Below are 12218 nucleotides of genomic sequence, written 5' to 3' on the forward strand. Positions count from 1 at the left end.
GAAGGCATCGGTATGTTGAGGAGTTATTCCAATATTTTTTTGGTTGATTGCGTTGAGGTATGTGAAGGAGAGGAGTCAAGTGTAGGGGGAAGGTAAATTCGGTTCGCTTTTCCTCCGATCCCGCACAACACTTCATAGGGAATCGTATTCAACCATCTGGCATGATCTTCAGCTGTTATTTTCCGTGTTCCCTGTTTTCCCAGTAACACGACCTCCTCTCCCACAGTTGGATGGGGAATATCCGTAACATCCACCATCATCATATCCATACAAATTTTTCCAATGATGGGGGCCGGCTCTCCTTTGATGAGGACATGTCCGACTCCCGTAAGGTGTCTAGGAAATCCGTGGGTATACCCGACCGGCAGGACGGCGATTTGAGATGGCCTCCGTGTGCGGAATAGGGCGTTATACCCCACAATTTCCCCAGGCTGTAGAGACCGGAGGTGGGCCAGGTATGTGGTGGCTTGCATTACCGGTTCAAGAGTGAGGGATTGGGGGAAACTCTCCTGCAGGGGTGCGTATCCATATAACATTAATCCAGGCCTGACCATTCCCAAGTGTGCGGTTGGATGAAACAGGATGCCTGCGCTATTGGCCATATGGAGAATGGGGGGTTGGACTCCCAATTGCTTCGCTTGGTCGATAAAGGCCAGAAATTTTTGGATTTGAAGATTGGTTAAGGTGTGATCCTGATTGTCGGCATCAGCAAAATGACTTAAGAGACCCTCTATTTCAATGAGAGGGGTCGAGAGAGTTAGCTTGCTTAGAAGGGAGAGGGCTTCATCATTCTCGAAGCCGAGTCGGTGTAATCCGGTGTCGACTTTGAGATGAATCGGAAATGGGGTGGCTCGAGGAAAAAGTAACTCGATAAGTTGTTGAAGAATTTCTGCACGAGAAATCACCGGAGTAAGCTGATGGCGAATAATTTCGCTTAGATGTTGAGGGAGGATGGGCCCCATGACCAGGATGGGGCAGTGAATTTGGTGTTCTCGAAGGGTGATCCCTTCCATAACGGATGCCACACCAAATCCGAAAATTCCCGCATGCTCCAGAGTCTGAGCCACAGGAATCGCCCCATGGCCATAGGCGTCAGCTTTAATGACGGCCAGAATTTTTATAGACGGAGTGATCCATTGCCGGATTTGGTGAAAATTCCTGGTTAGGGCATCAAGACTGATTGAGACGGTAATCGGAGACGAGACGTGCCGGAGGTCGGAAGGTGAAGGTGGCCTAATCGGTATCACAAATATTCCTTAAATTGCGAGTATTTCCTCCTCCTTTTTCTTGGTGAGGTCATCAACAGTCTGTATGAATTTATCTGTGAGCTTTTGGATTTCAGCTTCTAGCCGGTGCTGGGTATCCTCTGTCAGGGAGCCTTCTTTGTGAAGGTGTTTGAGTTCGTCATTGCCTTCCCGACGAAATCCACGAATCTGCACCTTGGTCTCTTCCCCGTATTTTTTGCTGAGTTTGACTAAATCTTTCCGTCGTTCTTCACTCAGCGGCGGAATGGGGAGCCGGATGAGTTTGCCATCATTGGATGGAGTGAGGCCAAGTTCGGAACTAATGATGGCACGTTCAATTTCCCTGATTTGGGAGGTATCCCAGGGCTGAATGGTGATCAGTCGGCTTTCAGGAATCGCGAGGTTGGCGACTTGCTTGAGTGGAGTGGGCGTCCCGTAATAATCAACGGTGATATGGTCGAGTAATCCCAATGAGGCGCGACCGGTACGAAGGGACATGAATTCTCTCTTGAGGTGCTCAATGGCTCCCTCCATTCGCTGCGTGGTTTTAAGAATGGTTGGATCGTTCATGATCATTCCCCACGTTAAGTGACAAGCGCATTTTTGGAAACAATAGTGCCGACAGATTCCCCTTCAAGGATTTTTCTGATATTTCCTGATGAGGTCAGATCGAACACAATGATAGGCAAATCGTTATCCATACAGAGTGTAATGGCTGTGGCATCCATGACTTTCAAGCTTTTATTGAGCACCGATAAAAATGGTAATTCTGTGAAGCGTTTGGCCGAGGGTGTCGTCATAGGGTCCGCATCGTAGATGCCATCAACCTTGGTGCCTTTCATGATAACATCCGCACCAATTTCCATGGCTCGGAGTGCGGCAGCGGTGTCGGTGGTAAAGTAGGGATTCCCAGTACCGGCGGCAAAAATCACCACGCGCTTTTTTTCCAAATGCCGAATAGCTCGGCGACGAATGTAACTTTCGGCTAACTGCCGCATTTCAATTGCCGATAAGACACGGGTGGGGATGTCTTTGCTCTCTAAAGCATTTTGTAAAGCCAAAGCATTCAACAGGGTGGCGAGCATGCCCATGTAATCGGCCGAGGCTCGTTCCATGCCAGAGGCACTGGCAGCAAGACCTCTGAAAATGTTTCCACCTCCAATCACAATGGCGATTTCGACGTTCAGGGTCAGTACGTCGGCAATTTCGGCTGCGAGATTATGTAAAACGGAAGGTTGGATACCGTAGGTTTGCTCTCCCGCGAGCATTTCTCCACTAATTTTCAAGAGGACCCGACGATATTTGAGGGGCATTAGTCCTGGCCGAGTTGGTAGCGCGTAAAGCGACTGATCGTGAGGTTTTCTCCTAACTTCGAGATTTTCTGCGAAAGGAGATCTTGAATGGTAATGCTGGGATCTTTAATAAAGGCTTGTTCCAAGAGGCACTGCTCTTGATAATATTTTTCGAGCTTTCCCTTGATGATTTTCTCCCAGGTCCCTTCGGGCTTTCCGGACTCTTTCATCTGTGCGAGATAAATATTCCTTTCCCGTTCAATCAAGTCTACCGGAATGTCTTCCCGTTTAATGTACATAGGATGTGAGGCAGCGATTTGTAAGGCCACTTCCTTAACGAAAGCTTGAAATTCTTCATTGCGTGCGACAAAGTCTGTTTCACAATTAACTTCAATCAGGACCCCAATTTTTGATCCTGAATGAATATACGAGGAAATAATACCCTCTTTGGTTTCTCGGCCTGCTTTCTTTTGTGCAGCGGCCAACCCTTTTTGACGCAACAGATCGATGGCTTTTTCGACATCATTTCCTGTGTCTTGAAGGGCTTTTTGGCAATCAAGGATTCCTGCCCCTGTTTTGCCTCGCAACTCCTTCACCAAGGCACTCAAACTAGACATGTGCATGCTCTCCTACTGACAGTAATATAAATTTCAGTTTAATTAGATGAACCCAGGATCCTTAGACAGGTTGGGTGTTTTTGTTTGGCACAACCGATGAATGACCTTGCTCGGTGTTGTCGGGAAGAAACCCTTCGCCATTCGCCACTGACTCCTGGCGCTTCCGGCGAAGTTCCGTACCTTCTATGCAGGCGTCCGCAATCTGTCCGGTAAATAATTTGAGGGATCGAATGGCATCGTCATTACCGGGTATAGGAAAGTCCACCCCTTCAGGGTCACAGTTGGTGTCTACTAAGGCAATAACCGGAATGCCAAGGCGATTAGCTTCCTTGACCGTAATGTGCTGGATCCTGGTGTCCAATATGTAAATGCATCCAGGAATATCATTCATGCCTTTGATACCGCTCAAATATTTTTCCAGTTTGGCTTGCTCTTTTTTCATGCGAACGATTTCTTTCTTTTTGAGTCGTTCGTATGTGCCATCGGTTTCCGCAGCTTCAAGCTTTTTAAGTTGGTTGATGCTGCGACGGAGTGTCTGGAAATTTGTTAACATCCCACCCAACCATCGCTGGTTAACAAAAAACATTCCACAACGATTGGCTTCTTCCTCCACAATACCCATGGCTTGCCGCTTGGTCCCTACGAATAGGACGGATTCCCCGGCAGCCACTGTATCACGAGTAAATTCGTAGGCTTTTTGAAAGCATTGGAGAGAAATTTGGAGGTCAATAATATAAATGCCGTTTTTTTCACCAAAGATATAGCGTTTCATCTTCGGGTTCCAGCGATTGGTTTGATGCCCGAAGTGAACCCCAGCTTCTAATAACGATTTAATCGTGACCATAACGGACCTTCCCACCCCCTTTCAGAGATATACGGATTAACACAAAACCGTGGATTTTTTAAAGAAACACAAAACAGTAATTTGGCTCAAATGGGACCGGCAGGAGACAATAGGTGTGGATTGTCTTATCAGGCAGGCTGTTCCAAGTGAAGAGACATTCATGCAATTAAGTGATGTTCAATATTTTTCCATTAAACCAATGGAGATTAGCATAGGTGAAAATTATAATTCAACCCTGACTATCTTTTATGGGTATGCGACGCGCTTTTAGCTTCGGGAGAGGGGTCGTAGAGTAAACTGAAAGTGTTCTAAGAAAAATCTTTTTTGAATCAATGCTATTTTTGACTCTGTGAGCCTTCCTGGCTATAGTCAGTCCCGCATTCAGAAATTTTTATGATGAAGGAGTGCGATGGATGGTTGAAGTACCTCTCAAATTATATGTGCAAGCGCTTTTAAAAGGAGCGAAGGAGGCTGCTCGCCCCATGGCATGCCTGTCTTCAATTGTGAAAAATCAGGTCTTAAAGGCGATGGCCGAGAGTTTAGTCGATCATACTCAGGAAATTTTGGAGGCCAATGCAAAAGATTTGGCTGGCATTTCTAAGGAAACCGATCAACAAGCCCATCGTGAGGCCTCAGAACGGATTCGAATTTCAGAAGACACGATTCGCCTCATGCACCAAGGATTGTTAGATTTGCAAGCTCTTCCTGATCCAATCGGAGAGGCCAGTCATGCCTGGCTTACTCCAGATGGAATGCAGGTTCATACTGTCCGTTCTCCGCTAGGTATTGTCGCGGTGGTATCGGATATGGGGCCTTTGTTGACCGCTGAATCGTTAGGAATGTGCATGAAGACCAACAATGTCTGTGTCTTTCGTGGGGGAACTGAATGGTTTCATACTAATAGTGCGATTGTTCACCACCTCCAAGCGGCGGCGGTGTCCAATGGTGCCCCTACAGGGGGGCTGACATTTCTCGATCGGAGTTCCCCAGAGGCGGCACTGGAAATGGTGCGATATCCTCAGTATGTCCAAGCTGTCATTGCACGAGGGAGTGCTGGTTTGCGAAATGGGATCTTGGAGCATTCGAGGGTTCCTGTCATTGGATTTGAGGGAGGACTGTGTCATGTTTATGTCGATCAGGATGTCGATATCCCTTTAGCCCAAACCATTGCAGTGAATGCCAAGCTTCAATCGCCATCTGCAGCGAATGCCATGGACACTCTCTTGGTTCATCAGGGCGTTTGTCGGCATTTATTGCCAGGGTTAACACGAAGACTTCTTCAGGAGTATCGTGTGACTTTGCGTGGCTGCCCTAAAACGGTTTCCATGATGGGTATTTTAGAAATGACCGGGCATTTAGGGATTAAAGCGGCGGAGGAAGCGGATTGGGGGAGAAAATATCAATCCTTAACTCTGAATATTAAAGTGGTGAAAGATAGTCAAGAAGCTATGGATCATATTGGGAGCTATGCCCCAGGGCATACCGATACTATTGTCACTCGAGACTATCAGTTAGCCATGCGTTTTGTTCGAGAAGTCGATTCGAGCGCTGTTATGGTGAATGCTTCGACCCGTCTTCATGGCGGACCCCAGTTTGGGCTTGGTCCAGATATCGGGAGTAATAGCACTCGTATGCATGGGCGAGGTCCTCTTATTCTCTCGAAGCTCACGATTGAAAAATATATGGTATTGGGAACTGGACAACTTCAACATCCACATCCAGTTCCTCAGACCTACCAAGATGCGATGATGTTATCTGCCAAGTTCTAGTTTTTCAGATGACGTATGAATGAATGGCCAGCCCCTTTGTGTCGGCCGTGCATATACCCAGATCTCCGTTACCCACTCCTGTAATTAGGTTTTCTTCTATCCCTGTGTTTCTTTTGTATCCCAACATTTTCTGTATTCATTTTTTAGAGTAAATTGTCCTAATCTGGTTTATTATGCGATATAAAAGGGAAGAAATTTCTGATTACCATGCGGAGCTTTTCCCGTATTTGCTGTCATGGGGATTGCGAGAGTTTCATGATGAGGCGTCATATTATGAATGGCAACGAGAGACTCTTTCCAAAGAGGAATTGTGCGATTTTCAACGATTAATCGACCATCGATATGGTGGTGAAGACGGAAAAGGCGACATTGATTTTTATGATGAACTGGCCCATCGGGATTTTATCCCTGTTCTGTATTCCCAACGGTTCCATTATTTTTTGACAGTTGGAAACTCTGTGTGTGGCAGGATTGCTCCGGCAAACCAAGCATTGGACTTTGGTTGTGGGATTGGCATTCTAACCATTTTTTTTGCCCAACAGCATCCTGACATTGAATTTTTAGGAATCGATCGGTCATCTCGATCAATTGAGGTAGCTTGTTTCGAGGCAGAAAAACGACGAATCAGGAATGTTCGTTTCGAGGTCTCTCAGGTGCCACAACAGCAGATCTCGGGAACCTACGATCTTATTCTTTCGACTCATGCGTTGTTCCAGGCGGAACGGGAGCCAGGGCTTCCAAGCCAAACCTGGAAAACGTTTCAACGTGCCTGTGACCTTCAACGACAGAAGCAATTGGAAGTTCTGACGGGGATACAGGAACGTTTAGATGCCCTGTTGCGGACTTTAGGGCCAATGGGACGAATGATCCTTTTTGAAAAAACATGGAATCTTGGTCGACGAATTTTGTTTCAACGAGCGCTAGATGCCAGAGGGGTGTTTCCCATATCTTCTCCCGTTTTCTGCCGATATTGGTCAGTAGATGAAGAAGTGTTCGATGGACCTCTGTATGAGGTTGCCCGACTCTCACAGGGCGTGAAACCTTTTGAGTGGGATGAGGAACCGTATCGGGAACCAGGCGAAACACTTTATCGTTGTATCGGAATTGCCGCCGAGCGAATGGGTCAGGAGCTGGTTAAGGGTAAAGTGACTGCCAGCATTACTGGTGTTCATTCAAATCTAGGAACCTGGATGTTTCGTTTCGGACTATGGAAGGAAATCGTAGTTTGGGGTTTGTGCGAGCATTCTTCTGGTTTGACAGGGTTGATTGTTGGGGGTGAGGCAGATCGGGAGTTATTGTATCAATTAGTTGAAACTGTGACGCACATAACCGAATCTGATTTTCAACAATTGGTTCATGACTTTTGGGGAAACATGATTCACGCTCCTGAGGATTTATCCTTGCCTTGTTATGAAAATCACCATTCCTCTGCTCAAATCATATACGAAGGCCTCCCCTCCAAATGCATTCAACAGGAGACCACTTGCCAGGATGGTGGGGGAAGAGAAATGCATATTGAGTTAGGGACCACAACCCAATTAACATATCTATATTGCGCCAATACTTTCGATCAACGTCAGCTCGTTCTTATTGATGAAGGACGGGCTCAAGTTCTATATGAATATTATCGAGAGTCTCTGCAGCGCCCACCCGGTCCACCTGCCTGAGTTTCTTCAAGCTGAGTCGTTAGTCCGATTCTTTATTGCGTTTCAATAACCTGTAGTGTGCGCTGTTGTGTTTTTGCATAGCAGGTGACTGCTTCATATGTCTCTTGCTGAACGTCTGGGGGGAGAGATGCCCAATCAGATGGGAGGCCAACAGTGAGTATGTGCCCGTTATCCCTTATGCCCTTAATCCTACCGATGAATAGATAATCCAGTAGAATTTCTCCATTGACTTCTCCTGAACAGGCTTGCGCTGTGGAAGTTGTGCTGGGATTTCGATTCCCATACTCAATCGAGATGGTCATTGACCAGAAAAGAAGACTTGACAAGAAAATAAGGAGAAATCGCATATGACTAGATCTCCATACTGAGAGGAGTCTGTCTGACCTACACCTACCGGTAAATACCTCAAAGGTAGGACTCTAGAATTAATGGCATGCCATGGCGGCAGGGTCTTGGAAAGGAGATTGGGCTGAAGCAAATTGTCAAAGCAAAGAGCCTATATCAAAATGATTGGGCATCCGTTTTCTTAAGATGCCTGGGGAAATTTCCGACAAAGAATGTGAGGCTATGAAATGCACCCGGCAAGGGTTGTCTATTTCCTGGTTTGATCCGTTCTTGCCATAGCCAACATCATTGGATTACACGAAACACAAAGAACAGAGAATGGCTTATACAAGGTGAAGAAGGAATGTCCAGATATTACGAGGGAAGGATGTCTTAGGTAGATGGATGGTGGAAGCCTCTTGTTTTGGGTATTGATCGCAACCTGCCTGATGCATTGGTTGACGGTCTTTTTGCTTCTTCGTCGGGTACATTCGACTGAAAACACCCTGGTGTGGAAACTCTTAAGTGCGGCAGTTGGGCTCCTGGCCATTCAAAAAACCTATGGGGTATCTATTCTATTTCTTGAAATCAATCCTCCTTCATTGAATTTTGTGAGTACATGGCTGGGTTTTGTTATAGCGGGATTATTGCTAGGCGGAATCGTACAGTTGTCTCCATTCCTGTATCTTCTTCAACGCAATAAGGAGTTATTAGCCGTCATTGAAGAACGAAATGTTATTATTCTGCATTTTCATGAACGAATAGCCCGTGCCTTGCATAAAATTCAAATGGCTATGGAAGTAGGGCGTCCCACCACCTTCATTATTGAGCAAGTGGCGGAAATGTCAGAAATGCTCCAGGTGTTTTTGGAGAATCTCAAGGCAGGAGTCCTGCTCGGAAACAAATTTGAGGTGGCACTTAAGACCCTTGTTGAGGATTTGAGTCGAGAAGCCTCATTCCCGATATTTGTCTATGTTGATCCTTCCTGTGAGGATCATCTGTCACGGGAGCAGGGTGCCCATCTCTTGCATATTGTACGAGAAGCCGTTCGGAATAGCGTACTATATTCGCATGCCAAACGAGGGCAAGTGTCTGCAAAGACGACGCCTACAGATACAATTATTGAGGTGTCAGATAATGGAAAGGGCTTTGAGGTTGATCTTGTCGGGGCTCAGGGACATGGATTGGGAATTATGGTCAATCGGGCAAAGAAGATAGGGGCTCGTCTAAAAATTCACAGTCAACCGTCTAAGGGGACTTCGGTATTTATTGAAGTGCCATTTAAAGAAGCGTCGTCTGATAGAAGTCATTCGGATTCAATAGCAGATGCCTCATTGAATGCAAACAAAAACGTTTATGTCGGGTGACGTTTGTGTCCGATGCCTCCGAAGGGGGAGAGCCTTCGGCTTCTTCAGAAATCAGAGAGGCAAAGAGGAAGAAGGAACTTGGTGGCGGTGGAGGGATTTGAACCCCCGGCCCGCGGCTTATGAGTCCGCTGCTCTACCACCTGAGCTACACCGCCGTATTTCACCTTGAACGAAAAGATCTATACCATAGCTAGAGAACTTGGGACAATTCTTTTTCTGAAAAAGATCAAGTTTTAGGTGGATTTCTTAGCCCTAGCATCCTGGATTCAATAAGAGCCGCCTTTGCTTGTTTTAGGTCCTAGGGATCGTGGAGATACTTTTAAAACTCTTATTTATTTACCTTGGAAGGTTTTTATGACTTCAACGGCTGCTCCAAACATCAAGCAATCCGTTCTGGTTGGGCGACAAGCTATTTTTGATCGTCAAAATGGAGTTTTCGGGTATGAACTCCTGTATCGAGATGGTCAAGCCAATAGTGCGCAAGTAGTTGACGGGGATGAGGCCACCGCCAGGGTCATGGTGAATACGTTTTTAGAGATGGGAATTGACCAAATAGCTGGGACGAGTCAGGCGTTCATCAACCTGACAGCGAATTTCTTTTTAAGCCAAAATTATGAAGTTCTGCCAAGTCACAATGTGGTTCTTGAGGTATTGGAGTCCATTGAGCCTACGCCCGTCGTCATCCAATCTCTTCTCAGGGCTAGGCAACTTGGGTACAAAATTGCGTTGGATGACTTTATCGTTCGGGATTCTCATCGAGCATTATTAGATGTTGCGGACTTTGTGAAGGTGGATATATTAGCATTAACGAGTGAACAGCTTCTTGAGCAAATTGATGTGTTGAAGCAGTACCCTGTTCGATTGCTTGCAGAAAAAGTCGAAGATCAAGAAGTCTATACGCTGTGTTATGAAAAAGGATTTGAATATTTTCAAGGTTACTTTTTTTGTAAACCGCAAATCATGGAGGGAGTCAAGCTTTCCGGTAACCGCATGGCGATTGTGCTTTTATTGGCCAAATTGCAAGATCCTGATATCCGAATAAAAGATCTTGAGGAATTAGTCGAAAATGACCTGTCACTAAGCCTTAAGCTTCTTCGTTTTGTGAACTCTGCGTCTGTTGGCCTTCCTCGAGTGGTTAATTCAATTGGACAAGCCGTGGGAATGGTAGGGACCGAACGTATGCGGCAATGGGCATCCTTGCTGGTGCTGGCCCATACTGGTGGAAAGCCAAGCGAGCTGATGCGCATTGCCCTCATCCGGGGACGAATGTGTCAAGGTTTGAGCCGGTTGCAAGGAGAGTCTACCAGCCAAGGCTTTACCGTTGGCCTCTTTTCTGTGTTGGATGCCTACTTTGATTGTGAGATGAAGCAACTTCTCGCAGACCTTCCTCTTGCTTCTGAAATTCTGCTTGCTCTGACCGAAGGCCAGGGATGTTTAGGGGAAATTTTAAGGTGCGTGATGTCCTACGAACGAGGGGAGTGGGATCAAATTGAAAACAGTTGCTTTGAACCTCATGTGGTGCGGCAAGAGTATTTCCTCAGTACGGAATGGGCCAACGAGGTCATGAAGACAACTCTTGCCGGGAATGAAAAATAGCGGAGAAGGATGAATTGGCAGGTTCGGAAGCGAGGATTATCCCCTTCGTTTGTCGTCTGGTTCTCCTACGAAATAATTCAGCACACCTAAGCCCTTCTCACTAAGCTCAATAGGTTTATCATCGGATTCAGGGGCCAGTTGGTCATCAGGGAGTTGTGGGTAAATTTTGATCCGTAGGCTTTCTTCCAATCCTTCTTCTGAAAAATCCATATCATTGATCAGAGCGTGTAATCGTTGGAAAGCTAAAATAGAGCGGGCATGAGATTTCCATGTTCCTGAAAATTCGGTGTCATTGACTTTGGTAATGCTTGTCCAGAATTTTGATTCTTCAGGCTCTGACATGCTTCCGTCGACAAATGCTCGTAATTTATCAAGTAACGCCTCCTCTGTTTTTTCCAAACCATCATATTCAACCATTGACCTTTCAATGGGACGTTGGGATAAAAGGGTAAGAGTTTCTTGCCAGAGGTTAATTGGTTGCAACGACTCATTTGGTTCGGGGAGATTGTCCTGGTGTTTTTGTAATTCAGTCAGAAAGTGTTGAAGGGCTTTGACCTTTCTGGCGACCAGGCTACCTAAAGGAATTCCCCAGACATGGGCAATCTCGTGATCCTTTAACGGAGAGTTTCCGGAAGCAATAAATTCATTTTGAGCGAACTTCAATCGACGTCTGAAGATCCCACGTCGTCGCAATAAGGCCTGGTATTCCAGGAGCAGTCGCTGTATTTGATACTCCTTCGTGGAGAGTTCCTGATTATCCCATGCACGCTGTAATTTCCGGAGTTCCTGACGAAGTAGAATCGAGGGTGCTTGGGTTTTAGCATCCTGCAAGGCATTCTGGGCCAATCCAAATTCTGAAATGAGCAACCGTTCTGCGATTTGAATGGATTTATCAATGTTTTTCAATGCTTGAGTCAGGAATTCAATGTGCATTCCTGGGCGTTCTCGTTTTTGCCGGTAGTAATCTTTGTACTGGTTCGCACGGGATGTGATATTTCTTTCGGCTTCAAGAGAGAGCGGGTTTCCTTTTGGCTGATTGCCTGCCAGGAAGCGGGAATCAGGTTGGTCGCTGACCATATAGTCGATGGCTTCAGAACTTAGGTTCATGTACTGCAACAAAAGAAGCTGCAGCATGGTGCGGCCTTGAGTCGGAAGCGCCTGAATGGCTGTTTCAATGTGTTCGAAACGCAGTGTTGTAGACATAATTTTTATGTAGTTTTATGGAGTGCTATTATCAAGAGATTCGAGGCATGTGGCTGCGTATTCTCTTAGTTGCTGAACTGTTCCATTGGCATAGAGTTCACGGGGAATTTCAATTTTGACTAATTGCGATGGATCAACCCCCCGTTCTGCAGCCCAATCTTCGTCAATATATAAAGTTACCGCGCCATCTTTGTCCCGGCGGACAAAAAGAATATCCTTTTCCCCTTCCATCTCTGGCACTCCCAAATGAAAATTAGACTTTGATTTTCTTGATAACACACCTCTTTGAGGCCTG

Annotated in this window: 11 protein-coding genes and 1 tRNA gene; 4 read left to right on the forward strand and 8 right to left on the reverse strand. The window is 46.1% G+C overall.

Translation table 11 applies throughout. From position 1 onward, the window contains the following. Positions 1–23 precede the first annotated feature (23 nt). The 5 genes from alr to rpsB all read right to left on the reverse strand — a co-directional run bounded on the left by alr (position 24) and on the right by rpsB (position 3997). A complete protein-coding gene (gene alr / locus PP769_RS13395; protein WP_312640921.1) occupies positions 24–1247 on the reverse strand; it encodes an alanine racemase in 1224 nt (407 codons plus the stop codon). A gap of 9 nt (positions 1248–1256) precedes the next feature. After that, positions 1257–1814 (reverse strand): ribosome recycling factor, encoded by a 558-nt coding sequence (gene frr / locus PP769_RS13400; RefSeq protein ID WP_312640923.1) that lies wholly within the window; start codon positions 1812–1814, stop codon positions 1257–1259. A gap of 14 nt (positions 1815–1828) precedes the next feature. Further along, entirely contained in the window at positions 1829–2557 is a 729-nt protein-coding gene (gene pyrH / locus PP769_RS13405) for a UMP kinase (RefSeq protein WP_312640925.1), read from the reverse strand. After that, on the reverse strand, positions 2557–3153 hold the full coding sequence (tsf, locus tag PP769_RS13410; protein ID WP_312640927.1) for a translation elongation factor Ts: 597 nt from the start codon (positions 3151–3153) through the stop codon (positions 2557–2559). Before tsf ends, pyrH begins: the two co-directional genes overlap by 1 nt. Before the next feature lie 61 nt (positions 3154–3214). Further along, positions 3215–3997 carry a 30S ribosomal protein S2 gene (gene rpsB / locus PP769_RS13415; protein ID WP_312640929.1) on the reverse strand — a complete coding sequence of 261 codons (783 nt, stop codon included), beginning with the start codon at positions 3995–3997 and terminating at the stop codon, positions 3215–3217. Positions 3998–4410: 413 nt separating this feature from the next. Here rpsB and PP769_RS13420 point away from each other — a divergent pair, with 413 nt between their 5' ends. From PP769_RS13420 to PP769_RS13430, 3 genes are all read left to right on the forward strand, one after another. Beyond that, positions 4411–5766, forward strand: a complete 1356-nt coding sequence (locus PP769_RS13420; protein WP_312640931.1) for a glutamate-5-semialdehyde dehydrogenase — start codon at positions 4411–4413, stop codon at positions 5764–5766. A gap of 173 nt (positions 5767–5939) precedes the next feature. Beyond that, the gene (locus tag PP769_RS13425; RefSeq protein ID WP_312640933.1) at positions 5940–7433 is read left to right on the forward strand and encodes a class I SAM-dependent methyltransferase; all 1494 of its coding nucleotides are present in this window, start codon (positions 5940–5942) and stop codon (positions 7431–7433) included. A gap of 725 nt (positions 7434–8158) precedes the next feature. Continuing rightward, a complete protein-coding gene (locus PP769_RS13430; protein WP_312640935.1) occupies positions 8159–9124 on the forward strand; it encodes a sensor histidine kinase in 966 nt (321 codons plus the stop codon). A gap of 79 nt (positions 9125–9203) precedes the next feature. On the opposite strand, the gene PP769_RS13435 is transcribed toward PP769_RS13430, so the two are convergent. Next, positions 9204–9279 (reverse strand) — tRNA-Met (locus PP769_RS13435). A 199-nt stretch (positions 9280–9478) separates the two neighbouring features. Here PP769_RS13435 and PP769_RS13440 point away from each other — a divergent pair. Continuing rightward, positions 9479–10720 carry an EAL and HDOD domain-containing protein gene (locus PP769_RS13440; RefSeq protein WP_312640937.1) on the forward strand — a complete coding sequence of 414 codons (1242 nt, stop codon included), beginning with the start codon at positions 9479–9481 and terminating at the stop codon, positions 10718–10720. Between the two features lie 36 nt (positions 10721–10756). Here PP769_RS13440 and PP769_RS13445 read toward each other — a convergent pair whose 3' ends face one another. Together PP769_RS13445 and PP769_RS13450 are read right to left on the reverse strand one after the other, a co-directional pair. Continuing rightward, positions 10757–11923: a hypothetical protein gene (locus tag PP769_RS13445; RefSeq protein WP_312640939.1), complete on the reverse strand. Its 1167-nt coding sequence runs from the start codon at positions 11921–11923 to the stop codon at positions 10757–10759. 15 nt (positions 11924–11938) lie between these two features. Then, complete coding sequence (locus PP769_RS13450) at positions 11939–12154, reverse strand: hypothetical protein (RefSeq protein ID WP_312640941.1); 216 nt, start codon at positions 12152–12154, stop codon at positions 11939–11941. Positions 12155–12218 lie beyond the last annotated feature (64 nt).

It is taken from the genome of Candidatus Nitrospira allomarina (assembly GCF_032050975.1).
GTDB classification, from domain to species: Bacteria; Nitrospirota; Nitrospiria; order Nitrospirales; family UBA8639; genus Nitrospira_E; species Nitrospira_E allomarina.

Excerpts from the sequence above, each read along its gene's own strand:
- frr (WP_312640923.1), bottom strand. The coding sequence starts at position 1,814 with ATGAACGATCCAACCATTCTTAAAACCACGCAGCGAATGGAGGGAGCC.
- pyrH (WP_312640925.1), bottom strand. The coding sequence starts at position 2,557 with ATGCCCCTCAAATATCGTCGGGTCCTCTTGAAAATTAGTGGAGAAATG.
- tsf (WP_312640927.1), bottom strand. The coding sequence starts at position 3,153 with ATGTCTAGTTTGAGTGCCTTGGTGAAGGAGTTGCGAGGCAAAACAGGG.
- rpsB (WP_312640929.1), bottom strand. The coding sequence starts at position 3,997 with ATGGTCACGATTAAATCGTTATTAGAAGCTGGGGTTCACTTCGGGCAT.
- PP769_RS13420 (WP_312640931.1), top strand. The coding sequence starts at position 4,411 with ATGGTTGAAGTACCTCTCAAATTATATGTGCAAGCGCTTTTAAAAGGA.
- PP769_RS13425 (WP_312640933.1), top strand. The coding sequence starts at position 5,940 with ATGCGATATAAAAGGGAAGAAATTTCTGATTACCATGCGGAGCTTTTC.
- PP769_RS13430 (WP_312640935.1), top strand. The coding sequence starts at position 8,159 with ATGGATGGTGGAAGCCTCTTGTTTTGGGTATTGATCGCAACCTGCCTG.
- PP769_RS13440 (WP_312640937.1), top strand. The coding sequence starts at position 9,479 with ATGACTTCAACGGCTGCTCCAAACATCAAGCAATCCGTTCTGGTTGGG.
- PP769_RS13445 (WP_312640939.1), bottom strand. The coding sequence starts at position 11,923 with ATGTCTACAACACTGCGTTTCGAACACATTGAAACAGCCATTCAGGCG.
- PP769_RS13450 (WP_312640941.1), bottom strand. The coding sequence starts at position 12,154 with ATGGAAGGGGAAAAGGATATTCTTTTTGTCCGCCGGGACAAAGATGGC.